The following is a 26,323-nucleotide window of genomic DNA, read 5'->3' as shown; positions in this document are numbered from 1 at the left end:
ACTGAGAATCCAGGCTCAGCACTTCATACTGCCAGCCAGACGAGAGCGAAGTTACCCAAGAGTGGTCAAGCCTAGACCAGTCAAATACCCCAAAAAGAGGGCTGGAGGGCTTAACTGACTGGCATTAAGGCTTGCCCGCGAAGGCGGTGTATCAGGCAACATCTATGTCGACTGACACGGCCCCTTCGCGGGCAAGTCGGATCGCCGCACCGCACGCTCCTACCGGGCGCAGTGCAATCAGTGCTTGGTGAGTTTGTCCAGGTAACCCATGGCAAACGCCGACACCACGAACGTCATGTGAATAATCACGTACCACTTCAAATGCTCGGGATCGACGTTCTTGGCGTCCATGAAAACCCGCAGCAGGTGGATGGACGAAATCGCCACGATGGAGGCCGCCACTTTCATCTTCAGCGAAGACGAATCCATAGTCCCCAGCCAGTTGAGCTTTTCCTTGCCGTCGTCGATGTCCAGTTGGGAAACGAAGTTCTCGTAACCGGAAATCATCACCATCACCAGCAAACCACCCACCAGCGCCATGTCGATCAGCGACAACAGCACCAGGATCAGGTCCGACTCGGCCATCGAGAATACGTTGGGAATGACGTGGAACACTTCCTGGAAGAATTTCAGCGCCAGCGCCAGTAGCCCGAGGGACAGACCGAAGTAGATCGGCGCCAGCAGCCAGCGGGATGCGTACATTGCATTTTCGATAAAGCGTTCCATTGAATCTCACACGTGGGCTGGAAATGGCGGCGAGTATAACAGCCCCCCGTTACAGCCAGAAACCGTCGGGAAATCCGCCACCTGCGCGTGTGTCACAAAGTTTTTCTGCTAGTGTCCAGACTATTGACAGCTCAGCGACATCGGGAAGGAAGACGGGAAATGGATGTGCGATTGCCAATAACGAGTGCCGGCATTTGCCTGGCTCTGCTGCTGAGCGGCTGCTCACCCAGCGATGAGAAGCGCCAGACCAGCCTTGAAGAAAAGACCGCGCAGTTCGAGAAATCTCTGGATGCGATTCAAGATCCGAAACTCAAGGATGCCGTCGCCGAACTCGGCGGTTCGCTGTTGTTGCTTGAGCGCGCGCAACTCAAGCTCGACAGTAAACCCGTGGAAACCGTATACGGCGAAGACGTTCTTGCCGTGCTCAAGCACTACCCCACGCCACAGGCCCTGGTGGATACCTACATCAATGGTTTGTTCGTGCTGCACAAAGACTCCAGCTCCGACTACCTGACCGATCTGCAACCGGTGTTCCCCTTCAACTTCAACATTCCGGCCGCGTTTCTCTTTCCCCATGGCCTGGAATGGCAATCGGTGACCCTGAGCAACAAGCGCGTCATCACGTTCCAGCCGGAATGGTCGGAAACCGATCCCGGCATTCAGCTGAGCCCGTCGAGTTCCAACCTGACCAACCCGGATGATCTGACGGTGACCTATCCGTTCATCGACGGCCTGGACGTGGACAACAAAAGCCAGCCCCAACCGGTAAGCCTGCAAGGCAAGGTCGAGGTCATTGCCCCGCGCAAGCGTTATACCTTCGACCTGACGAAAAAAGACGTTGGCCAGACCCGCACCAACGACAATCTCAGCGTCACCCTGCTGAAACTGGGCAACAACTACGCCGAAATCGAATTCAACAACAGCGCGCCGTTGGCCCCGGAAGTCAGCGAAACACCGTTGAACCCGCTGATCGTCCAGGCCAAGGACGCCACCGGGCAATTCCTCTCGCGCTCGGGCTCGATCAATGAAACCGCCGCGCAAATTGCCTTCTATCAAAAACAACTGGCGAAATTGCAGCAACAGAAGGTCTGGAGCGAGACGTTCGGACAACAGATCGAAGAAGAACAGCGGTCCTTCGAGGAGGAGCAGAAGAATCATTACAGCAAAGTGTATTTCAACGGACCGGTCGAAACCGTTGAGGTCAGCGTGCTGGACTTCTCGGCCGCCACGGTGACCCGCAAGGACCTGAACCTGCCAGTGCGCCGCTTCGACTCACACACCACGGAAAAAACCATCCAGCCACTGACCTTGCCCGTGGTGGTGTATGACGATCAGGCCCCGAGCTGGCTCAAGGGCGCGACATTGAGTGAGGAACAACTGAAGAAGGGCATCATCGTCAGTCAGTCGGTGGATGACCCCAGCGCCGCGCGCATCGAGTTCGATCACCCCAGAAGCTTCAATGATGAACTGCTCGGCACATCGTTCAGCCCCGGCGATAGCCCGGTCACTTTCTTCACAGAGGATGGCAGCGGCAGGCGCGACGAGCCGATCGAGCTGCCACCAGAGGCTTACGAGCTCGACCCGCTACGTGGCGCCATCACCTATGACTTGAACTTGTTTCCGGAAACGCCGGCCTATGCAGTGGGCTCCATGCCGCTGTTCCTGGCGACGGTCGCCAAACAATCGCTCGACGCCCACTCATTACCAAAAGGCCTGGAGCTCAAAGGCAATGCGTTGGTGGTCGATTTGAAGCTGTTTCCTGCCCAGGACTGGCGATTTTTCGCCAAGGACGACTCTGGAAACTATCTGAAAGAAATTCTTTCGGTCAGTCACGACGCAAGCGCAGAAGGCCCGGCGTTATTTGCCGTGCATTACTTCTATGGCCAGCCAACACGTCTGGAAAGTTATCAGCGAACAGACCTCACCACGGTCCAATATGGATTCGAGGTCAAGCTAGCCAAGGCGGACCTGACCCACCTTGATCAATAGCCGGTTCAGTGCTCCGGCCGAAACTCAGCCACCGAGGTTGCGGCAACGGCCGCCGTTGATTTCCCGAAGTTGGGCTTGCAGGTGCAGGCACCAGATTTGCGGGTCATCGGCCAGCTCGTAGCCATGCAGGGTCAGGCTTTCAACAATCGTGTCGAGGATTGATTCCGCCACGAAAGGGCCATGAAACGGGCCCTGCGCCTTGATGGCGGAAGGTTGTTCGCCGGCCATTCCGGCGGCAAAGAGCAAGGTCCACATGCCCGTATCCCCCGCCAATGGGCGGATGGCACACTCGATACGGGTCACAAGGCCCAAACATTGACGGGTGAGGCAGAGGTTGCGCGACATGGCGGCGACCCTCGGTAGATCCGGTATTCAGCCCCCACGGGAAGGCTGTCTCGATCCAGTGATTACTGTCGATATCCTTGAGCTGAGAATAGAAGAAAAGTTTGACTAGCACGTCAAGTAAGACCAGAAGGCGCCGAATGGTCATTGTGCGAACATTGACGTCAGACTGATGGCACTAATGGCGGCTGGATGTCGGTTTCGACAGCCCCCCAAAAACTGTAGGAGCGAAGCTCGCTCGCGAAGGCGGCGTGTCAGGCGATGATAACGTCGACTGACACTACGTCTTCGCGGGCAAGCCTCGCTCCTACAGGGGCTCTATGTCAGGCCGGTTTGGCTTCGACCAGGGCTTCCAGCGCCGCTTCTTTCTCGGCTTCCTTGAGGTCTTCTTCGCTGATCATTTCCGCGATCACACGCAAGCGTTCCACCACCCGCGCGTTGACGCTGCCTTCAGGGAACTGGCCATCGGCATCCGGTGCACCGGCCGGTTCGCCGACCAACAGGCTCAGCGCCTCATCGGCCTGCCGTACGGCGTAGACATGGAACTGCCCCGCACGCACCGCCGACAACACCTTCTCGTCGAGCATCAACGTGGCCACGTTGGCCTGCGGAATGATCGCCCCCTGTTCACCGGTCAGCCCGCGGGCCTCGCAGAGACGGAAGAAACCTTCGATCTTCTCGTTGACCCCACCCACCGCCTGCACTTCACCGAACTGGTTAATCGAGCCGGTGATTGCAAAGCATTGCTTGAGCGGTGTTTTCGACAGGGCCGATATCAGCGTACACGCCTCGCCCAGCGACGCACTGTCACCATCGACGTAACCGTAGGATTGCTCCAGGGCGATACTCGCGGAAATCGCCAGCGGGAATTCCTGGGCGTAACGGCTGCCCAGATACCCGGTGAGGATCATCACGCCTTTGGAGTGAATCGGCTGGCCGAGGTTGACCTCGCGCTCGATGTCGACGATGCCGCTGCCGCCCGGGTAGACCGTGGCGGAAATCCGCGCCGGCACACCGAACGCCGAGTCGCCGACTTCCAGCACGGTCAGCCCGTTGCACTTGCCGACGGCGGCGCCGTCCGTGTCGATCAGGATGATCCCGGCCAGCATGTCATCGAGAATCCGCGCCGAGACGCGTCCGGTGCGGGTGGCCTTGGCCTTGAGCGCACGTTCGATGTGCCCGGCATCGGTCATCTCGTCACCCGCCAGGTGACGAATGAAATCCGCCTCGCTGACCAGTTGGAACAGGTCACCGATGCGTGCCGACAAACGCCCTTGGTGTTCAGCCAGACGCGCGCTGTAAGTTGCCAAACGGGCCACCGCGTCGGCGGTCAGCGGTGCCATGCCTTCTTCCGAGGTGCGGGTTTTGAGCAACTGGGCGAACTGCTCCAGGCTCTCGTCGACCATCGGGATGTCTTCGTCGAAGTCCACCAGGACGCGGAACATCTCCTGGAAGTCCGGATCGAGGTCTTGCAGCGTGTAATACAGCTGACGCGCACCGATGATGACGACTTTGACCTGCAACGGAATGTGTTGCGGCGTCAGGGTCACCGTGGCCAGACGGCCCAGCTCACCCAGCGGCGACTCCATTTTCAGTTTGCGCGATTGCAGGGCGCGCTTGAGCGCATCCCACACGAACGGCTCGCTGAGCATTTTTTCCGCTTCAAGGATCAGGAAACCGCCGTTGGCGCGGTGCAATGCACCCGGACGCAGCTGACGATAGGTGGTGTAGAGCGCGCCCTGGTCGGTGCTGTATTCAATGCGGCCAAACAGGTTTTCGTAAGTCGGGTGCGGCTCGAAGACCACCGGCGCACCGCCGCTGGACGAATGCCCCACCACCAGACTAGGGGCGTATTGTTCTTCCAGCAGCTTGCGGGCGATGGCGTCGGTCTTGCTGTCATCCACCAGTTGCTCGACCACGGTCTTGAGCAGGTAGACCTGTATGGCTTGCAGGTAACCGCAAACGGCCGCGTTCTCTGCGTATTTCTCCGACAACGGAGACAGCAACGGCTGCAAGGCCAGGGTGATGGTTTCTTCGTTGAGGTGGCGCAGTTGATTGCTCGACTCGCGCTTCCATTGCGGCAGGCTGGCGAGCTCTTCGTTCAGTCGCTCCTCCAGACCGGAAATATCGTCGTGGAAACGTTCACGATCGGCTTCCGGCAGCTGGGCGAATTCCGCTTCGTCCAGGGCCTTGCCTTCGCTCATCGGCGTGAACGCGATGTTGCTGGCGTCGCGATACAGCGCGACTTCTTTATCCAGCGCCAGGCGCTCGATCACGTCCAGTGCCTTGTCGTAGCGCTGGTTGAAGGCGCGGTCGATGGCGCTTTTCTTCTGCTGGTAGGACGGGTGCTCAAACACCGCCGGAAAGGTCGCCAACAGGTTGTCGATCAAACCGTTGATGTCACCGATGAAGGCACCGGCCGTGCCCGATGGCAGTTCCAGCGCGCGAGGCTCGCGAGGCTCATCGTAATTATTGACGTAGACCCAGTCCGCCGGGGTTTGCAGGCGTTTGGCTTCGGCCTTCAGGTAGCGTTTGACGAACGAAAACCGGCCGGTGCCGGGCTCGCCCATGACGAATACGTTGTAACCGGGGCGTGGCATGGCCACGCCAAACTGCAAGGCTTCGACAGCACGCTCCTGGCCAAGCACACCGCGGAAGGGCTCCAGATCATTGGTGGTAGAGAAGCTGAACTGTTCAGCGGAAAACGGACGGGTCAGCGCTTCAGGCGCTAGACGCAAGCTGGCAGCAACAGGATCAGGCATCGGGCTTCCTTACATCAGGCGGGGCAGATAGCGGCATTCTGGCGCTGCCCATACCTCACTTGCAAGGCGCGCCTCTAGCCAAAGCATAGACAAAGCGGTATCGCCAAGCGGGCCGGGGCTAAATCAATGCTTTCAACGAATGTTATGCAAAAAATAACGGAACCTCAGGAACGTGCCTAAACTCCAAACTGCGCGGCTGGAACAATAACCGGCCCACTGGCGCCAGATCGGGCCAGACCCTTGTCCATTGGTATGCACATAAAGAGAACAAAGCTATGAAACGGATTCTTCTCGGTACTCTCTTCACCGCTGTATCCCTCAATGCCATGGCTCAGGCGCCAGGCGGCCCGGATTGCGGTTGGGGCAACATGCTGTTCGAAGGTCAGCGTGGCACTCCGGCTCACTTCCTGGCATCCACCACCAACGGCACTTCCGGCAACGCAACGTTCGGTATGACCTCCGGTACTAACGGTTGCTCGACTAACGCGTCGCTGACCTATGGCGGCAAATCCTGGATTGCCATGAATGGCATGATGAACGAGCTGTCCGAAGACATGGCCAAAGGTAACGGCGAAGCGCTGACGACCTACGCTGTGGTACTGGGCGTGGCGCCGGAAGACCGTGCGCACTTCGCTGCCGTGACTCACGAGCACTTCCAGCAGATCTTCAGCAAGGCTGACGTGACCGCTGACGATGTGCATACCAACACCCTGGCCGTTCTGAAGAGCGATCCGCGTCTGGCCAAGTACGCTACTCAAGCTTAAGCTCGACCCGCCCGCTCCTTTTGGGGGAGCGGGTTTTGTTTTTTTGGCCCTACCCCCTCTTTGGGTCTTTGTTTCTTTCGACTTAAGTTGCCCACTATGTTCAAACGCCTTGCCTGGCTGGCGCTCTGTGTCTGCGCCCCGCTGTCCGCCGCGCCTCACATAGACAATCAACGCTTGCAGCAACTGGCCAACGACCCCTTCTGGATTTCCCTGGGCCACTATGAAACCGCCAAGCTGGGCGGATGGCGCAGCTATGTCAGCGACAGGAAGTTCTTTCTCGCACCCGATGGAAACGAACACCCCGACCGCGAACTGGCGGCCACCGTTCAGGCGCTGTATGCCCCGGCCAGTGCTGGCGAAAAACATGCGCAATGCGTCTATCCGGCCCGTACCCGCTGGCTGAAAGCGCAACTCAACCTGACAGATTTGCCGGAGCTCGATTGCACGGAGTTCAAGCAATGGTTCAAGGATGTCTCGCCCCATAGCGCGGTGATGATTTTCCCGGCGGCTTATCTGAACAGTCCGTCATCGATGTTCGGCCATACCTTGCTGCGCATCGACCAGGCCAATGTGCAGAGCGATCAAACCGCCCTGCTCAGTTATGCGATCAACTTCGGCGCGTACATCGAAGGCTCGGACAACAGCATCCTCTACGCCTGGAAAGGCTTGATGGGCGGCTATCCGGGTCTGTTTGCGCTGGTGCCATATCAGGAAAAACTCTCGGAATACCGCAGCCTCGAGAACCGGGACCTGTGGGAATACCGGCTGAACCTGACGCAGGCAGAAACCGAGCGCATGGTCGAGCACGTCTGGGAGTTGAAGCAGATCCAGTTCGACTATTTCTTTTTCGACGAAAACTGCTCCTATCGCCTGCTTGAGCTGCTGCAAGTGGCGCGGCCAGGCTTGCGCCTGACCGAACAGTTCCCGCTGACCGCGATTCCGACCGACACCGTCAAAGCGGTGAAAGAAGCCGGGTTGGTGGAATCCATTCAGTATCGTCCATCTCGTGAGCGTGAACTGCTGAGCCGCGCCGAGCCTTTAACCGGCGACGAGCAGGACTGGGTGCTGAAAGTCAGCGCCGACCAGAAGCAATTGCAAACGCCAGCGTTCAAGGCCCAGCCCCGCGAGCGCCAGGCGCTGATCATCGATGCGGCCTATCGACTGGAGCGTTACCGCGCCAACGGTCAGGAACGCGATCCAGAGCAGGCGCAACGCAGTTTCGAACTGCTGCGGGCGATCAACCAGAACCCACCGCCTGAGCTGGACATTGCGCAACCCGGCCTACCCGAGGACGGACACGAATCCCGCACCTGGCAGGCCGGTATCGGCACCCGGGGCGACAAGGCGTTCGGTGAATACGGCCTGCGCATGGCTTATCACGATCTCAACGATAACGCCGAGAGCTTCCCGCTCGGCGCGCAGATCGAAATTCTGCAGATGAAACTGCGCCAGTACGAAGGCAATCACTGGCAGTTCCAGCAACTGGACCTGGCGACCATTCGCTCCCTGACGCCGCGCAATGACCTGTTGCAGCCGTTGTCGTGGCAGGTCACGGGCGGTCTGGAACGCGTGCCGGGCAAGCATGACGACGAAACGTTGGTCAGCCACGTCAACGGTGGCGGCGGCGGCACCTGGCAACTGAGCGAAGACATGCTCGGCTTTGCCCTGGGCACCGTGCGTGTGGAGCACAACAACGACTTTGCGGGCTTTATCGCACCGGCGGCAGGCTTCAACAGTGGCCTGCTGTGGAAAAACCCGCTGGGCAATTTCAGCCTGGAAACCAAGGGCGACTTCTTCACCAATGGCGAAGTGCGCCGCAGTGTGAGCCTGAACCAGCAGTGGGAAGTGTCGCGCAACCTGGGTCTGCGCCTGAGCGCCCAGCGCGAATTCAGCCACCTCGCCTCGCCCGAGAACGAAGTGATGCTTGAGGTGAAGTGGTATCACTACTGACGCCAATCCCCTGTGGGAGCGGGCTTGCTCGCGAATGCGGCAGGGCAGTCGACATCATCATTGACTGACCCACCGCATTCGCGAGCAAGCCCGCTCCCACATGGGTATGTGGCGTTCAATAGATTTTTCACAGCCCTTGCACATCCCCCTCACGAATCCGGTCCTAGACTTTCTCTATAGGCCGTTTAACGGCCCGGGAGTCCAAGATGTGGCGTTGCGCAGGTGTGTTGGGGTTGTTGATGTTGATCGCGGGTTGCCAGACGACCCACGAAGAGTTGATCGCCAAAGGTTATCCACCGGCGTTCGCCGATGGTTTCGATGACGGTTGCAGCAGTGGCCGGCAAGCCGCCGGGGCAATCAGCGGGGAGTTTCGCAAGAACGTCCCGCGTTATCTCAAGGACCAGCAATACGCCGAAGGTTGGAGCGACGGTTTTCGCCAGTGCCAGGCCATGCGTGAAAGCGAGGATCGCCAGGACTATCGCAGCCACCATTGGGACGACCGGGATAAGGCCTGGCAGCAACAGAAGGACCAGGACGCCGCCCGAGCCTATCGCTCGCCATGAGTCGCTGACAGACATCCGTCGAAACTAAAAGCCTGCAACCATGGCCCAAACCCTATAACGGGAGAAAACCATGAGTCGCGCTTTCGTCAATGAAGATAATGCCGCCGCGCAAGCCGATCAGCCAGTCGAACGGCAGGTCAGCGCGCAGCCCAATTACGTCACGCCCGCCGGGCTTGCGCAGCTTCAGGCGAAAGTCGCCCAGGTACAAAACCTGCTCAATGAACAGAGTGCGGAGGGTGAACTGGCGGACAAACAGCGCCAGGCCGACCTTGAGCGTGACTGGCGGTATTTCAATCAACGCCTGCAAAGTGCTCAGCTAGTCGTACCGGCTTCCTCGACTAATAAAGTGCAGATGGGCGCCTGGGTGACCTTTGCCGATGAACAGGGCAATGAACAACGCGTGCAGTTGGTGGGCGAGGATCAGGCGGATGCCGCGAGCGGGCTGATCAATTGGGGTTCGCCGCTGGGGCGGGCGTTGCTTGGCGCGCAGGTCGGTGATGAAGTTGTGTGGAAGCGGCCGGTGGGGGATTTGGTGATTGAGGTTCTGAGCATAGAGATCGGGTGATCAGGAGGACGCCTTCGCGGGCAAGCCTCGCTCCTACAATTTGGAATGCATTCCCCTGTAGGAGCGAGGCTTGCCCGCGAAAGCTACGCCGCGGTTTATCTGAATAACACCCATAAAAAAACGGAGCCCGAATGCTCCGTTTTTTTTATGCAACCAACCCGATATCAGGCCAGTTTCTTGTGCCGTACGCGATGCGGCTGGGAAGCCGCTTCGCCGAGGCGTTTCTTGCGATCAGCTTCGTACTCGGTGTAGTTGCCTTCGAAGAACACCGCTTGCGAGTCGTCTTCGTACGCCAGGATATGAGTCGCGACGCGGTCAAGGAACCACCGATCGTGAGAGATCACAATGGCGGCGCCAGGGAAGTCCAGCAGGGCTTCTTCCAGGGAACGCAGGGTTTCAACGTCGAGGTCGTTGGACGGTTCGTCGAGCAGCAGGACGTTGCCGCCCTCTTTCAGGGTCAGGGCCAGGTGCAAGCGACCGCGCTCACCACCGGACAGGTCCTTGACGAACTTCTGCTGATCGCCACCCTTGAAGTTGAAGCGACCGACGTAGGTACGCGACGGAATCTCGTAGTTGCCGATGCGGATCTGGTCGGAACCGTCGGAGATTTGCTGGAACACAGTCTTGCTGCCATCCAGGTCTTCGCGGCTCTGATCGACGCACGCCAGTTGCACGGTTTCGCCGACTTCGATGCTGCCCGAATCCGGTGTTTCCTTGCCCATCAGCATGCGGAACAGGGTCGATTTACCGGCACCGTTACCGCCGATCACGCCAACGATGGCGCCTTTAGGCATGGAGAACGACAGGTTGTCGATCAACACGCGATCGCCATAGCCTTTGGAGACGTTCTTGAACTCGATGACCTTGTCACCCAGGCGCGGACCGGCCGGGATGTAGATCTCGTTGGTTTCGCTGCGCTTCTGGAATTCCTGCGATTGCATTTCTTCGAAGCGTTGCAGACGCGCCTTGGATTTGGACTGGCGGGCCTTGGCGCCTTTGCGCACCCACTCCAGTTCTTCCTTCATGGCTTTTTCGTGAGCCGACTGCGACTTGGATTCAGCCGCCAGACGATCGGACTTGGCTTCAAGCCAGCCCGAATAGTTGCCCTCGTACGGGATACCGGCGCCGCGGTCGAGCTCGAGAATCCAACCGGCAACGTTGTCCAGGAAGTACCGGTCGTGCGTGATCGCTACCACAGTACCCGGGAAATCGTGCAGGAAGTGCTCCAGCCAGGCGACGGAATCGGCGTCCAGGTGGTTGGTCGGTTCGTCGAGCAGCAGCATGTCAGGGGCGGACAGCAGTAGACGGCACAGGGCCACACGACGCTTTTCACCACCGGACAGGAATTCGACCTTGGCATCCCACGCTGGCAGACGCAGCGCATCGGCGGCGACTTCCAGTTGGCGATCCAGGTTGTGACCGTCGCTGGCCTGCAGGATGGCTTCGAGTTTGGCTTGTTCAGCGGCCAGTTTGTCGAAGTCGGCATCCTCGTCAGCGTAAGCCGCGTAGACCTCGTCCAGGCGCGCCTGGGCGTTCTTGATCACGCTGACCGCTTCCTCGACCACTTCACGCACAGTCTTGGTCGGGTCCAGGATCGGTTCTTGCGGCAGGTAGCCGATGTTCAGGTCCGGCATCGGACGGGCTTCGCCGTCGAACTCGGTGTCGACGCCAGCCATGATTTTCAACAGCGTGGATTTACCCGAACCGTTAAGGCCGAGTACGCCGATCTTGGCGCCGGGGAAGAACGACAGAGAAATGTTTTTCAGGATTTCCCGCTTCGGAGGAACAACTTTGCCCAGCCGATGCATGGTGAATACGTATTGAGCCATGGAGAACCTTGGGTCAGTGACAGATGAATGATTGGAGCGCAGGCGAAGCCCGGCCAGACTGTGCGCGTCGTCCGCTTGATGGTTATCAATACGTGCGCGCTGAAAAAGTCTGAGTCTAGGAGCTGGAACGCTCCCGCGTAACCGGCAAAGCTACCTTAATGACAGATGGCAGTCCAGCCGCGAGGGGCTGGCACTTCGCCACAACTCAAGGCATGCTAGCCGCCCTCCGGGCGTCCGGCTTATAGTGCACGTCGCGCCAGTCCAGCCAAACCGCAGGATTACAGTTTGTCTAATGTCCCTCCGCCATCGTCCGTGAGCGCACCCCGTCCTGCGACCGGCTCGCCCCTGCGCGGATCCTTGAAGGGTGCGTTGGCGACACTCGTGCTGTTACTGCTCGCGCTGCTGTTCTGGCAGCTGCTGGATCAACTTCGCGAAACGCAGAAACACCAGCGTCAATACACCATCGACTACACCGCCGACCTGGCCGCGCAAGTCAGCCTGAACATGGCGCTCAACGCCCAGATTGCCCTCAACCTGCTACCAATCGTCGAACAACCGCAAACTGCCGACGAACAGCAGGCGTTGCTGCGCAAGCTGCAACAGTCGCTGCCCGAACTGCGCAGCCTGGCGTTGCTCAGTCCTTCCGGCAAAGTCCTCAGCGACAGCGCCGCCGACAGCCAGGACGCCGACTACCTCAGCGATCTGGTCCGGCGCAGCCGCGCCCAGGCCCACTATTTCAGCAATGCCGATGACGGCTCAGTGGTGCACCTGCTGTTGCATCAGGCCAGCGGCAGCAGCCGTGGTTACTGGGCCCTGCGCCTGACGCCGACCTTTTTCTCGTCACTGAGCAAACAAAACGAAGCCGGCATCCGTCCGCTGTGGCTGGTGGAAAACCGGGTCAATCACCAGATCATCAGCCGCGATGAAGCGTCGCCGTCGGTCAAACCGAGCGCGTTGTCCCCGGATGATCTGGCCAACAGCGTGCTGACGGTGCCCTTGAGCAGCAGCGATTGGCAGCTGCGCGGGCTGTTCGATCGCCAGCAAGTGCTCGAACAACTGTTGCCGGCGTTCATCGGCAAATGCCTGTTGGGCCTGGCCTTCTCCCTGCTGCCGTTCATCGCGCTGCTGAGTATTCGCCGCCGTCAACGTCAGCTGCATGAAGGCCGGCGACGTTATCACGATATTTTCGAAGGCACCGGCGTTGCCCTTTGCGTCCTTGACGTCTCCGGGCTCAAGACTTTCTTCGACAGGGCCCACCTGCACAACAGCGAGCAACTCAAGGCCTGGCTCGAAGTACCGGAGCAGCGCCGCCAGCTGCTGTCGGAACTGCGCATCACCGAGGTCAACCAGGTCGCCCTGCAACTGCTGAACGTCAACTCCTGCGCTCAGGCCTGGAAACTGTTGATTGATGGCTCCCCGCTGAACGGCACTGCCATTGGCCACCAAGTGCTCGAAACCGTGCTCAACCAGCAGAAACAGCTTGAGCTGGAAATCCAACTCCAGGATGCCACTGGCCGCGACCAGCACCTGTGGCTGGTGCTGGTGCTGCGCCTGCCGGAAGACCAAAACGATTGTAAAGCGGTGATCCTGAGCATCACCGACATCACCAGCCGCAAACTCATCGAGCTGTCGCTGCTCGAACGTGAAAGCTTCTGGTCCGATGTGGTGCGCACCGTGCCGGATCACCTGTACGTGCAGGACGTGATCAGCCAGCGGATGATCTTCAGCAACCATCACCTGGGCCAGACCCTCGGTTACAACCGCACCGAGCTGCACCAGATGGGCGAGTACTTCTGGGAAATCCTCCTGCACCCCGAAGACGCCGATTACTACCACCGCTCGCGCCAGACCCAGCGCCACGCGGGTTACACCCAATTATTGCAATGCCAGCTGCGTTTCCGTCATCGCGACGGCAAGTGGCGGCGTTTCGACATTCGCGAACAGGCGTTGGCGCGGGACAAACACGATCAAGTCACGCGGATCATCGGCGTGGCCAAGGACATCACCGATCAGATCGAAGCCAGCGAATCCCTGCGTGACAGCGAGCAGCGTTACCGGATGCTCGCCGAAAGCATCAGCGACGTGATTTTCTCCACCGACAGCAAAATGTCGCTCAACTATGTCAGCCCGTCGGTGCAAGCCGTGCTGGGCTACGACGCCGAGTGGATCTTCCAGAACGGCTGGCAATCGACCATCGCCAACCCGCAGCAACTGACCGGCATTTACAGCCTGATGGACCGGGTCAGCAAAGCGCTGGATAAACCCGAGCAGCTGGCGTTGTTGCGCAGCCAGGTGCAGACCCAACTATTCCTGTTCGATTGCCTACGGGCCGACGGGCGCAAGATCCCGATCGAGCTGCGACTGGTGCTGGTCTGGGATGAACACGGCGCCTTCGAAGGCGTGCTGGGCGTCGGTCGCGACATCAGTCAGCAACGCCGGGCCGAGAAAGACCTGCGCATGGCGGCCACGGTATTCGAACACTCCACGTCGGCGATCTTGATCACCGACCCGGCCGGCTACATTGTCCAGGCCAACGAAGCATTCAGTCGCGTCAGCGGTTACGCCGTGGAGCAGGTGCTGGACCAGTTGCCGAACATGCTGACCGTCGACGAGCAGCAGGAAGCCCACCTGCGTTATGTGCTCAAGCAATTGCATCAGAACAGCACCTGGGAAGGCGAAGTCTGGCTCAAGCGGCGCAACGGCGAGCATTACCCGGCCTGGGTCGGCATCACGGCGGTACTCGACGATGAAGGTGATCTGGCCAGTTACGTGTGCTTCTTCAGCGACATCAGCGAGCGCAAGGCCAGTGAGCAGCGGATTCACCGCCTCGCCTACTACGACGCCCTGACCCACCTGCCCAACCGCACGTTGTTCCAGGACCGTTTGCACACCGCGCTGCAATCGGCCGATCGGCAGAAGTCCTGGGTGGTACTGATGTTCCTCGACCTCGACCGTTTCAAACCGATCAACGACTCCCTTGGCCACGCCGCCGGCGACCGCATGCTCAAGGAAATGGCCACGCGCCTGCTCGGTTGCGTCGACGATGACGACACCGTGGCGCGCATGGGCGGCGATGAGTTCACCTTGCTGCTGCAACCGAGGGTCAACCGTGAAGTAGCCTTGAACCGGGCGATTCATGTGGCGGAACAGATCCTCGCCAGCCTGGTGAAACCCTTCGTGCTGGAAGGCCGCGAATTCTTCGTCACCGCCAGTATCGGCATCGCCCTGAGCCCGCAGGATGGCAACGAGCTCAGTCAGTTGATGAAGAACGCCGACACCGCGATGTACCACGCCAAGGAGCGCGGCAAGAATAACTTCCAGTTCTATCAGGCGGACATGAACGCCAGCGCCCTGGAGCGCCTGGAACTGGAAAGCGACTTGCGGCATGCCCTGGAACAAAACGAATTCGTTCTGTACTACCAGCCGCAGTTCAGCGGCGACGGCAAACGCCTGACCGGCGCCGAAGCGCTGCTGCGCTGGCGTCATCCACGTCGCGGCCTGGTGCCGCCCGGGGATTTCATTCCGGTGCTCGAAGAGCTCGGGCTGGTGGTGGATGTCGGCGACTGGGTGATCAGCGAAGCCTGCCGTCAGCTCAAGACCTGGCATCAGACCAAGGTGCGCGTACCGAAGGTGTCGGTGAACATCTCGGCCCGGCAATTCTCCGACGGCCAGCTCGGCACACGGATCGCTAACATCCTCAAGGAAACCGGCCTGCCGCCGGCGTGCCTGGAACTGGAGCTGACCGAAAGTATCCTGATGCGTGAAGTCAGCGAAGCGATGCAGATCCTCGCCGGGCTGAAAAACCTCGGCCTGAGCATTGCAGTCGATGACTTCGGCACCGGTTATTCATCGCTCAACTACCTCAAGCAATTCCCGATCGACGTGCTGAAAATCGACCGCACCTTCGTTGATGGTCTGCCGTCGGGTGAACAGGATGCGCAGATTGCCCGGGCGATCATCGCCATGGCCCATAGCCTGAACCTGGCAGTGATTGCAGAGGGCGTGGAAACCCACGAGCAGCTCGACTTCCTGCGTGAGCATGGGTGCGATGAGGTTCAGGGGTATCTGTTCGGGCGGCCGATGCCGGCGAGCCGGTTTGAGGCGCAGTTCAGCAATGATCCGCTGTTCATGTTCGACTGAGATTGTGTGGCGCCTGTCCTGACGCCTTCGCGGGCAAGCCTCGCTCCTACAGGATTTTTCAGGTGCACGCCAAAATTGTGAACGCTGGAGATCCTGTAGGAGCGAGGCTTGCCCGCGAAGAGGTCAGCATGATCACCGCTGATCCCGTCATGAAGCCCACTTGTCTGCGACATGATGTCCTTTCATATGCCATCTAAAACCCATTGGGTTAGAATGCCCCCCTTTCTGCCCCGATCCTTGAGGACCGCCATGTTCAGCCGTGATTTGACTATTGCCAAGTACGACGCCGATCTTTTTGCCGCCATGGAGCAAGAAGCTCAGCGCCAGGAAGAACACATCGAGCTGATCGCTTCGGAAAACTACACCAGCCCAGCGGTGATGGAAGCTCAAGGCTCGGTACTGACCAACAAGTACGCCGAAGGCTACCCGGGCAAGCGCTACTACGGTGGTTGCGAGTTCGTCGACATCGTTGAGCAGCTTGCCATCGACCGCGCCAAGGAACTGTTCGGCGCCGATTACGCCAACGTTCAGCCGCACGCCGGTTCCCAAGCCAACAGCGCCGTTTACCTGGCCCTGCTGCAAGCGGGCGACACCCTCCTGGGCATGAGCCTGGCCCACGGCGGTCACTTGACCCACGGCGCCAGCGTTTCCTCCTCCGGCAAGCTGTACAACGCCGTTCAGTACGGCATCGACGCCAATGGCCTGATCGACTACGACGAAGTCGAGCGCCTGGCGGTTGAACACAAGCCGAAAATGATCGTGGCCGGTTTCTCCGCCTACTCGCAGATCCTCGACTTCCCGCGTTTCCGCGAAATCGCCGACAAGGTTGGCGCCTACCTGTTCGTCGACATGGCGCACGTGGCCGGTCTGGTCGCCGCTGGCGTCTACCCGAACCCGGTTCCATTCGCTGACGTCGTGACCACCACCACGCACAAGACCCTGCGCGGTCCACGTGGCGGTTTGATCCTGGCTCGCGCCAACGCCGACATCGAGAAGAAGCTGAACTCCGCCGTATTCCCGGGCGCCCAGGGTGGCCCGCTGGAGCACGTGATCGCCGCCAAAGCGATCTGCTTCAAAGAAGCGTTGCAGCCTGAGTTCAAGACTTACCAGCAACAAGTGGTGAAGAACGCCAAGGCCATGGCCGGCGTGTTCATCGAGCGCGGTTTCGACGTGGTATCGGGCGGTACTGAAAACCACCTGTTCCTGCTGTCGCTGATCAAGCAGGAGATCTCCGGTAAAGACGCCGACGCCGCTCTGGGCAAAGCGTTCATCACCGTGAACAAGAACTCCGTGCCAAACGATCCACGCTCCCCGTTCGTCACCTCCGGCCTGCGCTTCGGTACTCCGGCTGTGACCACTCGCGGCTTCAAGGAAGCAGAGTGCAAAGAACTGGCCGGCTGGATCTGCGACATCCTGGCTGACCTGAACAACGAAGCGGTGATCGACGCCGTTCGTGAGAAGGTCAAGGCCATCTGCAAGAAGCTGCCGGTGTACGGCGCTTAATTGCACTGCTGAACCGCAGCACTGAAAAACCGGCCACGTGATGGCCGGTTTTTTTTCGTCTGGATTATTTTCAAAGGGCGAAAAGGCTCAAGGTCGGGCTATTGCGCTCAACTGGTAAGACCGGTCATGCCAATTGCACAATTTCCGCTTGCGATCACCCAAAAACAGCGCCTAGACTGCGTCTGCACTGGACATACCGGTAAGACCACAATAATTAAGTCCTTAATCTGATGCGCCCACTCAAGCGCACGGCAGCCAGGACACCGACCAGGATTCCCCCATGCTCAGATGGTGCTCGCGTTCAATCTTCCTCCAAGTGGTTCTCGGACTGGTGCTCGGCATCGTCTGCGGGCTGACCCTTCCTGAATACTCTGCCCAGCTCAAACCGCTCGGCGACGGTTTCATCAAACTGATCAAGATGCTCATCGGTCTGATCGTGTTCTGCGTAGTGGTCAGCGGCATCAGCGGTGCCGGCGACCTGAAGAAAGTCGGCCGCATCGGCCTGAAATCGGTGATTTACTTCGAAATCCTGACCACCATTGCCCTGGTAATTGGCCTGGTGCTCGCCTTCACCACTGGGATCGGCAGCGGTGCGAACATTCATCTGGATCAGCTTTCCGCTGCCGACATGGGCGACATCGCCCAGCGTGGTCAGCACATGCAAACCACCTCCCAGTTCCTGATGAACCTGATCCCGACCTCGGTGATCGGCGCCTTCGCGGAGAACAATATTCTGCAAGTGCTGCTGTTTTCGGTACTGTTCGGCAGCGCACTGAACCTGGTGGGCGAAGCGGCCTCCGGCATTTCCCGGCTGATCAATGAGCTGAGCCACGTGATCTTCCGCATCATGGGCATGATCGTGCGCCTCGCGCCGATCGGCGTGTTCGGCGCCATCGCCTTCACCACCAGCAAATATGGCCTGGATTCGCTGCAGCACTTGGGCAACCTGGTTGGCCTGTTTTATCTGACCTGTGTGGCGTTTGTGACATTGATTCTCGGCCTGGTGATGCGCCTTTCGGGCCTGAAGATGTGGCCGTTGCTCAAGTACCTGCGTGAAGAACTGCTGATCGTCATGGGCACCGCTTCTTCCGACGCCGTGCTGCCACAAATCATGCGCAAGCTTGAGCATCTGGGCATCGGCAGTTCGACGGTCGGATTGGTGATTCCTACCGGCTACTCGTTCAACCTCGACGGTTTCTCGATCTACCTGACCCTCGCCATCGTCTTCATCGCCAACGCCACCGGCACGCCGCTGGCCATGACTGATTTGCTGACGATTCTGTTGGTCTCGCTGATCACCTCCAAAGGTGCCCACGGGATTCCCGGTTCGGCACTGGTGATTCTGGCGGCGACACTCACGGCGATCCCGGCGATTCCGGTGGTGGGCTTGGTGTTGGTGCTGGCGGTGGACTGGTTCATGGGCATCGGCCGGGCGCTGACCAACCTGATCGGCAACTGCGTCGCTACCGTGGCCATCGCCCGCTGGGAGAAGGACATCGATATTCAACGGGCGAACAAAGTGCTTTCCGGCCAAGTGGGTTATACCTTCCAGCCAAGAAAACCGGTTGCCCCGGCGCATCAGCAGGAATTTTGAACAATCGCCGTGCCTGCCTGCAGGCAGGCACGGTCATCAACCGTTTTGGATGCTCATGGAGCGAACAGTGATTACCTCGTCGACCGTTGTGAACTCAGTCGTAGAAAAACTCCGGGCCGCTTTGGCCCGTGGTCAGTGGCGCTCCGGCGAAATGCTGCCGGGGCAACGTGAACTGGCCGAACAACTGGGCATCAGCCGCCCGAGCCTGCGTGAAGCGGTGATCGTGCTGGAAACCCTTGGCCTGGTGCGCTCGATGCCCGGCAAAGGCGTGGTGGTGCTGGACGCCCATCTCAGCGACAGCCAAAGCCACGACAGCGCGGTGGCCGGCGCCAGCCTGGAAGACGTGCTGCAACTGCGCTACACCCTCGAGCCGTTTATCGTCGGCCTGGTCGCGCAATCGATCAGCAGCAAGGAAGTCGGGCAACTGCGCCTGACCCTGATGGACATGCGCGAAGCGCTGGAGGCCAGCGACAGCGAGGCCGGGGTGAACGCCTACATCGCCTTCCACGAAGAGTTGTTCACGCTGACCTCGAACCCGATTTTCCAGAGCGTGGTGCAGCAGACCAGTAACGCCCTGAAGCAAAGCGCCGAAGTGCTGCGCAATTCGCCAGAGCATCTGGCCGAACGCCTTGAGGAGAACGAAGCCGTGGTGCGGGCGATACGCAGCAAAAACAGCGCCCAGGCCAGCGCCGAGATGCGTCGGCACATCCTTCGGGAAGGCCAGCGGATGGGCATCGAATTGAATATCCCGGACGACAACCTCGGCAGTTAAACAGCTTCGAATTGGAGACAGGCCATGAATAGCTTCGCCTCACCGCAAACACTCACTGCCCTGCCCTTTCCATCGCGGGCGGATGATCTCTATTCGCGGATCTTCGACGCCATTCTCGAACAGCGCATTGATGCAGCCAGTCGCTTTACGGAAGAGAGCCTGGCGCAAATGTTCAGCGTTCGACGCAGTGAGATTCGTGGCGTGCTGACGCGCCTGTCCCATCAGCAGATCATCGTCCTTCGGGCGAACCATCGGCCCCGCGTTGCCACGCTCGATGCCGAGCAGACCCGGCAGACGTTGCATGCCCGGCGGCTGACCGAGATCACCCTGGTGCGACTGACCTGCCGACAACCTCGTACGCAAGACTTGAATCGCCTGCATGCCCTGATCGAAAGCGAGCGCCACTGCACAGCGCGTGGCCCGGCGATTCGGTTGTCGGGGGAGTTTCATTTACAGTTGGCGGAAATGGCGGGGAATGCCCCGTTGGCGCATTTTCTCGGCAGTCTGGTGCCGCTGACATCGCTGGCGATTGCGCAGTTTGATGCGCAGGTGGAGGGATATTGCGGGTGGCAAAGGCATGAGGACATTGTGAATGCGGTGGAGGGTGGGGATGCAGGGACTGCCGAGGCATTGTTGAGCCGGCATCTGGATCATTTGGAGGCGGTATTGCTGAACTCACAATCGATATCGCGCCAGAATCGTGTTGCTGTTTAGATCGCTTTCGCGGGCAAGCCTCGCTCCTACAGGTACTGCGCAGCCCTTGTAGGAGCGAGCGGTGCGGCGATCCGACTTGCCCGCGAAGGCATCATTACGGACAAACACATCTTTCAATCCGCCGCCACCCGCGCAAACCCCTCACGAATTTTCTCTTCCGGTAAATCATCGGCAATAAACACGATCACGCTTTCCCGCGTTTCATCGTCCGCCCACTCTGTATCCCAGTCGAATCCGTAAAGCTTCAGCACCCCCTGAAACACCATCCGCCGCGGCTCACCAAGGATGTTCAAAACGCCTTTATAGCGCAGCAGTTGCTTGCCATGGTCTTCCAGCAGTTCGTTCATGAACTCGCTGAGTTTGTCGATATCCAGTGGCTTGTCGGTGCGCAGCACCAGGCTGGAAATACGGTCGATGGACGGCGCTTTGCTCACCGGGCGCAGGCTGACGCCGCCACCAAGGTCGGCATTGAGATTGAAACCGCGCACGTCGAGCAATTCGGCCAGATCGATCTTGCCGTGCTCGACCACGCGAATCGGTGCGCGACGGTTGATGCGGGTCAGGCGCTCGCTCAACGCGGTAAAAGTCGAGTCGTCCACCAGATCGCGTTTGCTCACCAGCAAGCGGTCGGCAAAACCGATCTGCGCCTGGGCGATGGTTTGGGTCAGGTGAGTGTCGGCGTGCGCCGCGTCGACCAGGGTGATGATGCCGTCGAGGATATAACGCTCGCGCAGCTCTTCATCGATGAAAAAGGTTTGCGCCACCGGTGCCGGGTCGGCCAGGCCAGTGCATTCGATCACCAGACGGTCAAAGGCGATTTCGCCGCTGTCCAGGCGCTCGAGCAGCAGGTACAACGCCTTGGTCAGGTCGGTGTGGATGGTGCAGCAGACGCAGCCGTTGGACAGCGTCATCACTTGCACGGGTTCGTCGCCCAACAGCTGGGTGTCGATACCGGCATCACTGAATTCGTTCTCGATCACGGCGATTTTCAGGCCGTGCTCGGTTTTGAGCAGGTGGCGCAGCAGCGTGGTCTTGCCCGCGCCGAGAAAGCCGCTGAGGATCGTGACGGGGATGGGAGAGGACAACTGGAATCTCCTGTTTCACAAAATGAGAATTCAATACAAAAACAAATGTGGGAGCTAGCCTGCTAGCGATGGCGGACTGTCAATCAACAGTGATGTTGAATGTTCAGCCGTCATCGCTAGCAGGCTAGCTCCCACAGGAACTGCTGTTAACCCGACAACCGGGTCAACAACACTTCGGCCCACCCTTGCCACCGTAACGAGCCTCTTGGCGTTCCCGGAAGAACATCTCGTAGCTCATCACCGGTTTATCCGGGTGTTTGGTTTGCATATGCTCGACGTAGTTGTCGTAGTCGGGCATGCCGACCATCAGGCGCGCGGCCTGACCGAGGTATTTACCGAGGCGACTCAGGTCATTGAACATCGTGCATTCCTCGATTACGCATCCGGCAACACCTGGAACGGTGCTTCTTTATCCGTACGTTCTTTGCTGCCCCAGGCGGCAATACCGACCTTGAGCGCATAGAACAGAATACTGAAGACCACGAACAGGAACAGCGCGGTGAGCGTTGCGTTGGTGTAGGCGTTGTAGATCACGTGCTGCATCTGAGTGATGTCCTTGGCCGGGGCGAGGATCTGACCGTTGGCCAGGGCATCGCTGTATTTCTTCGCCAGCGACAGGAAGCCGATCGCCGGGTTGGCATCGAACAGCTTGATGAAGCCTGCGGTGGTGGTGCAGATCAGCAGCCAAGCCGCTGGCAGCATGGTCACCCAGACGTAGCGCTGGCGTTTCATTTTGATCAGCACAACGGTGCCGAGCATCAGCGCGATACCGGCCAGCATCTGGTTGGAGATACCGAACAACGGCCACAAGGTGTTGATGCCGCCCAGTGGATCGATCACGCCCTGGTACAGCAACCAACCCCACATCGCCACGCAACCGGCGGTTGCGATCAGGTTGGCGGTCCAGGATTCGGTGCGTTTCAGCGCCGGCACGAAGGAACCGAGCAAGTCCTGCAGCATGAATCGGCCGGCACGGGTACCGGCGTCGACTGCGGTCAGGATGAACAGCGCTTCAAACAGAATCGCGAAGTGGTACCAGAACGCCATGGTGTTTTCACCTGGCAGCACACTGTGCAGGATCTGCGCGATACCGACTGCCAGGGTCGGCGCACCGCCGGCACGGGCCAGGACGGTGGTTTCACCAATATCCTTGGCCACGGCTTGCAGCGCTTCCGGGGTAATTGCAAAACCCCAGCTGCTGACGGTTTGTGCCACAGTCACCACGTCACTGCCGACGATGGCCGCCGGACTGTTCATGGCGAAATACACGCCTGGCTCGATTACCGACGCGGCAACCATGGCCATGATGGCGACGAAGGATTCCATCAGCATGCCGCCGTAACCGATGTAACGGGCGTTGACTTCGTTATCCAACATTTTCGGTGTGGTGCCCGAAGCAATCAGCGAGTGAAAACCCGAGACCGCGCCACAGGCAATGGTGATGAACAGGAACGGGAACAGACCGCCCTTCCACACCGGCCCGGTGCCGTCGATGAACTGGGTCAGCGCCGGCATTTTCAAGTCAGGCATGGTGATCAGGATGCCGATCGCCAACGCCACGATGGTACCGATTTTGAGAAACGTGGACAGGTAATCACGCGGTGCCAGAATCAGCCAGATCGGCAACACAGCGGCAACAAAACCGTAACCGATCAGCATCCAGGTTATTTGTACGCCGGTGAAGGTGAACGCTTTGGCCCACACCGGATCGGCAGCCACTTGCCCGCCCAGCCAGATCGAACCCAGCAACAGCAATACGCCAATCACCGAGATTTCACCGATGCGGCCCGGACGGATGTAGCGCATGTAGATGCCCATGAACATCGCGATCGGGATGGTCGCCATGACCGTGAAAATCCCCCAAGGACTTTCAGCCAGGGCTTTCACGACGATCAGCGCCAGCACCGCGAGGATGATGACCATGATCAGGAAGCAGCCAAACAGCGCGATGGTGCCGGGGATGCGGCCCATTTCTTCACGAACCATGTCGCCGAGGGAACGGCCGTTGCGGCGGGTGGACATGAAAAGGACCATGAAGTCCTGAACGGCACCGGCCAGCACCACGCCGGCAATCAGCCACAGCGTGCCGGGCAAATAGCCCATCTGCGCCGCCAGGACCGGACCGACCAGCGGCCCCGCGCCAGCGATGGCGGCGAAGTGGTGACCGAAGAGAATGTGTTTATTGGTGGGGACGTAGTCCAGACCATCATTGTTGAGCACGGCGGGGGTGGCCCGTCGCGGGTCGAGTTGCATCACATTGTTAGCGATGAACAGACTGTAGTAACGATAGGCAACCAGATAAATGGCCACGGCAGCGACCACAATCCACAAGGCGTTGATCGCCTCACCTCGGCGCAATGCCACTACACCAAGGGCGCACGCCCCTACGACTGCCAGCAGCAGCCAGGGTAAGTGGCGTAGCAGGCTATTATTGTTTTTCATTTTATGATTCCAGCCAGGGTGGACAAGAAAGACAGCCGTTCGGAGTTTAGCGCTAACGGCCGCAAAGGCCATACCCCGACATTGGTTGAGCCTTCACTTTGCTGGCAGCCTTTGACAATGCGGGTCTATAGTCAGCGAACATCTAGAGGATTGCGCCATGAGCGAACACCCTGCCGATCGCCGCCGCTTCAAACGTATTGCGTTCGATGCCCGAACCGAGCTAAGCCAGGGGGAATTCATCTGGCCGGTGAAGCTGATCGACCTGTCACTCAAGGGGCTGCTGATCGAAAAGCCCGAGCCGTGGCTGGGCAATCCAGATTGGCATTTCCTGGTCGATATTCATCTCAACGAAGAGGTCGAGATCAAGATGGATGTGATGTTGACCCACGATGATCATGGCCAGCTCGGTTTTGTCTGCAAACACATCAGCCTGGAATCTATCGAGCGCCTGAGGCGGTTGATCGAATTCAACCTGGGCGATCCCGAGGAGCTGGAGCGCGAATTGGGCGCTTTGATCGAAATCTAAAGACCCAACGCTAATCCAGCGTGGGAGCGGCGGTGCTCGCGAAGGCGGTGTGTCAGACCACATCATTAATGAATGTCAGTCCGCCTTCGCGAGCAAGCCCGCTCCCACAGGGTTTTGTGTTCTATCTGGAAGGTTATTCGAACAATGCGTCGAGGGCCTGCTCCAGCCGGGTGACAGCAATAATCTGCAACCCCGGCGGCGCTTCTTTAGGCGCATTGCCCTTGGGCACGATGGCGCGTTTGAAGCCATGTTTTGCCGCTTCCTTTAAGCGTTCCTGGCCACTCGGCACCGGGCGCACTTCGCCCGACAGCCCGACTTCACCGAACACCAGCAAATCATGCGGCAACGGCCGGTTGCGCAAACTGGACATGACCGCTGCCATCAACGCCAGGTCGGAGGCCGTTTCCAGAACCTTCACCCCGCCGACCACGTTGAGGAAGACGTCCTGATCGTGAGTCGGAATGCCGCCGTGACGATGCAGCACCGCCAGCAACATCGCCAAGCGATTCTGATCCAGACCCAGCGTGACCCGACGCGGGTTCGCCAAGTGGCTGTCATCCACCAGCGCCTGGACCTCCACCAGCATCGGTCGCGTCCCTTCCCACGTCGCCATGACCACGCTGCCCGGCACTTCCTCCTGCGCCCGGGTCAGAAAAATCGCCGACGGGTTGGAGACTTCTTTCAGGCCCTTGTCGGTCATGCCGAAAACGCCCAATTCATTGACGGCGCCGAAACGGTTTTTCACCGCGCGTAGCAGACGCAGGCGCCCATCGGATTCACCTTCGAAATACAGCACCGTATCGACCATGTGTTCCAGCACTCGCGGGCCGGCCAATGCGCCTTCTTTCGTTACGTGGCCGACCAGGAAAATCGCGGTGCCGCTCTGTTTGGCATAACGCACCAGCAACGCCGCACTTTCCCGAACCTGCGACACGCCGCCCGGTGCCGACTGCAGTTGTTCGGTGAAGATCGTCTGAATGGAGTCGATCACCATGACCTTGGGCTTTTCGACCCGGGCGGTGGCAATGATGGTTTCGATGCAGGTTTCAGTCATCACCCGCAGCTGATCCTGAGGCAAGCCGAGACGGCGGGCGCGCATGGCCACTTGCTGCTGGGATTCTTCGCCGGTCACGTACAGCGCCGGCATGACTTTGGCGAGGTTGCACAAGGTTTGCAGGAGAATGGTCGACTTGCCGATGCCCGGATCACCGCCGATCAGCACCACCGAACCATCCACCAGGCCGCCACCCAACACCCGATCGAGTTCGCTGGACGCGGTGGAGAAGCGCGGAATTTCTTCGACGCTGACTTCGGCCAGGGTCCTGATCTGTGCCTGCTGGCCAGTCCAACCGGTGCGACCGCTGGGTGCTGCGGCACCGCCACTCTCGACCATGGTTTCGGTCAGCGTGTTCCAGGCGCCGCACTCGCCGCACTGGCCGGCCCACTTGGGGAAGGTTGAGCCGCACTCGGTGCAGCCGTACATGCGCTTGGCCTTGGCCATCTGAACTCCCGGCAAAAACCGCGATGATAGCTCAGCTGGGTTGCCTCAGCGCAGTGAAGTTACCAGCGGACCTTCGGTAGTAACCAGGTCGTCCCTGCATTGATTAACGAATAATAACTTATGGGAAAATGTACAACTTCACCTAGATAGATATCGATCTTTAGCCAATCATTAAATATCAAATCTGTACAAGCCTTTTATATTTTAATACCCAATGTACAACTCACCCATAATTTCAATGCACCAACAGCAATACTCATGTAAAAATCCTATTCACTCAAAGCGCTTACTTTGACAGCTCTCCATTCCTTTCAGATTGAGTTTTCACATCGCCCAACTTTCAAGCAATCATTCACGACTTCATCTTGTCTACCCCCTACACAGCAAAGGTCGCTTACCAACAAATCAAAGAAGGAACAGCACCGCGCACCGCTCAGATAAAAAATTCGAGATCTGTACCGGTGCCTGCACACCGATGATGGCATTTTATAAACTTTTCCCCAGCGATCGGGTCGATGGTAGCGCCCCCCCCCGCAAACGGTTGTTTCGAGCAAAA

18 protein-coding genes and 1 pseudogene are annotated in these 26,323 nt (G+C 59.1%); 11 read left to right on the top strand and 8 right to left on the bottom strand.

Features of this window, described 5'->3' with window-relative positions:
* Positions 1-237: 237 nt before the first annotated feature.
* Positions 238-726, bottom strand: coding sequence for a TIGR00645 family protein (locus EYC95_RS19845; protein WP_131061871.1), 489 nt, complete (start codon positions 724-726; stop codon positions 238-240).
* Positions 727-885: 159 nt separating this feature from the next.
* Here EYC95_RS19845 and EYC95_RS19840 point away from each other — a divergent pair, with 159 nt between their 5' ends.
* On the top strand, positions 886-2,715 hold the full coding sequence (locus tag EYC95_RS19840; RefSeq protein WP_131061870.1) for a hypothetical protein: 1,830 nt from the start codon (positions 886-888) through the stop codon (positions 2,713-2,715).
* Positions 2,716-2,720: 5 nt separating this feature from the next.
* On the opposite strand, the pseudogene EYC95_RS19835 reads toward EYC95_RS19840, so the two are convergent.
* Together EYC95_RS19835 and EYC95_RS19830 are read right to left on the bottom strand one after the other, a co-directional pair.
* Positions 2,721-3,060: pseudogene (locus tag EYC95_RS19835) on the bottom strand (hypothetical protein).
* Positions 3,061-3,380: 320 nt separating this feature from the next.
* Entirely contained in the window at positions 3,381-5,819 is a 2,439-nt protein-coding gene (locus EYC95_RS19830) for a Lon protease family protein (protein WP_131061869.1), read from the bottom strand.
* 275 nt (positions 5,820-6,094) lie between these two features.
* On the opposite strand from EYC95_RS19830, the gene EYC95_RS19825 reads away from it, so the two are divergent.
* The 4 genes from EYC95_RS19825 (at position 6,095) to EYC95_RS19810 (ending at position 9,661) form a co-directional block, all read left to right on the top strand.
* Positions 6,095-6,583 carry a DUF3015 domain-containing protein gene (locus EYC95_RS19825; RefSeq protein WP_131061868.1) on the top strand — a complete coding sequence of 163 codons (489 nt, stop codon included), beginning with the start codon at positions 6,095-6,097 and terminating at the stop codon, positions 6,581-6,583.
* A 96-nt stretch (positions 6,584-6,679) separates the two neighbouring features.
* A complete protein-coding gene (locus tag EYC95_RS19820; protein ID WP_131061867.1) occupies positions 6,680-8,533 on the top strand; it encodes a DUF4105 domain-containing protein in 1,854 nt (617 codons plus the stop codon).
* Positions 8,534-8,739: 206 nt separating this feature from the next.
* Positions 8,740-9,096: a hypothetical protein gene (locus EYC95_RS19815; protein WP_131061866.1), complete on the top strand. Its 357-nt coding sequence runs from the start codon at positions 8,740-8,742 to the stop codon at positions 9,094-9,096.
* A gap of 70 nt (positions 9,097-9,166) precedes the next feature.
* A complete protein-coding gene (locus EYC95_RS19810; protein WP_131061865.1) occupies positions 9,167-9,661 on the top strand; it encodes a GreA/GreB family elongation factor in 495 nt (164 codons plus the stop codon).
* 164 nt (positions 9,662-9,825) lie between these two features.
* Here EYC95_RS19810 and ettA read toward each other — a convergent pair whose 3' ends face one another.
* Complete coding sequence (gene ettA / locus EYC95_RS19805; protein ID WP_131061864.1) at positions 9,826-11,490, bottom strand: energy-dependent translational throttle protein EttA; 1,665 nt, start codon at positions 11,488-11,490, stop codon at positions 9,826-9,828.
* A 285-nt stretch (positions 11,491-11,775) separates the two neighbouring features.
* On the opposite strand from ettA, the gene EYC95_RS19800 reads away from it, so the two are divergent.
* The 5 genes from EYC95_RS19800 to EYC95_RS19775 all read left to right on the top strand — a co-directional run bounded on the left by EYC95_RS19800 (position 11,776) and on the right by EYC95_RS19775 (position 20,213).
* On the top strand, positions 11,776-15,630 hold the full coding sequence (locus EYC95_RS19800; RefSeq protein ID WP_131061863.1) for an EAL domain-containing protein: 3,855 nt from the start codon (positions 11,776-11,778) through the stop codon (positions 15,628-15,630).
* A 249-nt stretch (positions 15,631-15,879) separates the two neighbouring features.
* Positions 15,880-17,133: a serine hydroxymethyltransferase gene (glyA, locus tag EYC95_RS19790; RefSeq protein WP_131061861.1), complete on the top strand. Its 1,254-nt coding sequence runs from the start codon at positions 15,880-15,882 to the stop codon at positions 17,131-17,133.
* A gap of 280 nt (positions 17,134-17,413) precedes the next feature.
* The gene (locus EYC95_RS19785; protein WP_131061860.1) at positions 17,414-18,727 is read left to right on the top strand and encodes a C4-dicarboxylate transporter DctA; all 1,314 of its coding nucleotides are present in this window, start codon (positions 17,414-17,416) and stop codon (positions 18,725-18,727) included.
* Positions 18,728-18,794: 67 nt separating this feature from the next.
* On the top strand, positions 18,795-19,499 hold the full coding sequence (locus EYC95_RS19780) for a FadR/GntR family transcriptional regulator (protein ID WP_131061859.1): 705 nt from the start codon (positions 18,795-18,797) through the stop codon (positions 19,497-19,499).
* A 24-nt stretch (positions 19,500-19,523) separates the two neighbouring features.
* The gene (locus EYC95_RS19775) at positions 19,524-20,213 is read left to right on the top strand and encodes a GntR family transcriptional regulator (protein WP_131061858.1); all 690 of its coding nucleotides are present in this window, start codon (positions 19,524-19,526) and stop codon (positions 20,211-20,213) included.
* A gap of 113 nt (positions 20,214-20,326) precedes the next feature.
* Here EYC95_RS19775 and yjiA read toward each other — a convergent pair whose 3' ends face one another.
* The 3 genes from yjiA to EYC95_RS19760 all read right to left on the bottom strand — a co-directional run bounded on the left by yjiA (position 20,327) and on the right by EYC95_RS19760 (position 23,740).
* Complete coding sequence (gene yjiA / locus EYC95_RS19770) at positions 20,327-21,298, bottom strand: GTPase (RefSeq protein WP_131061857.1); 972 nt, start codon at positions 21,296-21,298, stop codon at positions 20,327-20,329.
* A 163-nt stretch (positions 21,299-21,461) separates the two neighbouring features.
* On the bottom strand, positions 21,462-21,659 hold the full coding sequence (locus EYC95_RS19765; protein ID WP_007895266.1) for a YbdD/YjiX family protein: 198 nt from the start codon (positions 21,657-21,659) through the stop codon (positions 21,462-21,464).
* Positions 21,660-21,673: 14 nt separating this feature from the next.
* Positions 21,674-23,740, bottom strand: coding sequence for a carbon starvation CstA family protein (locus EYC95_RS19760; protein WP_131061856.1), 2,067 nt, complete (start codon positions 23,738-23,740; stop codon positions 21,674-21,676).
* 157 nt (positions 23,741-23,897) lie between these two features.
* On the opposite strand from EYC95_RS19760, the gene EYC95_RS19755 reads away from it, so the two are divergent.
* On the top strand, positions 23,898-24,266 hold the full coding sequence (locus EYC95_RS19755; protein ID WP_131061855.1) for a PilZ domain-containing protein: 369 nt from the start codon (positions 23,898-23,900) through the stop codon (positions 24,264-24,266).
* A gap of 133 nt (positions 24,267-24,399) precedes the next feature.
* On the opposite strand, the gene radA is transcribed toward EYC95_RS19755, so the two are convergent.
* Entirely contained in the window at positions 24,400-25,767 is a 1,368-nt protein-coding gene (radA, locus tag EYC95_RS19745) for a DNA repair protein RadA (protein ID WP_131061854.1), read from the bottom strand.
* Positions 25,768-26,323 lie beyond the last annotated feature (556 nt).

The organism is Pseudomonas sp. BGI-2, assembly GCF_004310295.1.
Taxonomy (GTDB): Bacteria; Pseudomonadota; Gammaproteobacteria; order Pseudomonadales; family Pseudomonadaceae; genus Aquipseudomonas.
The sequence above is the reverse complement of the archived record's forward strand: the minus strand, read 5'-3'. Positions and strand labels throughout refer to the sequence as shown.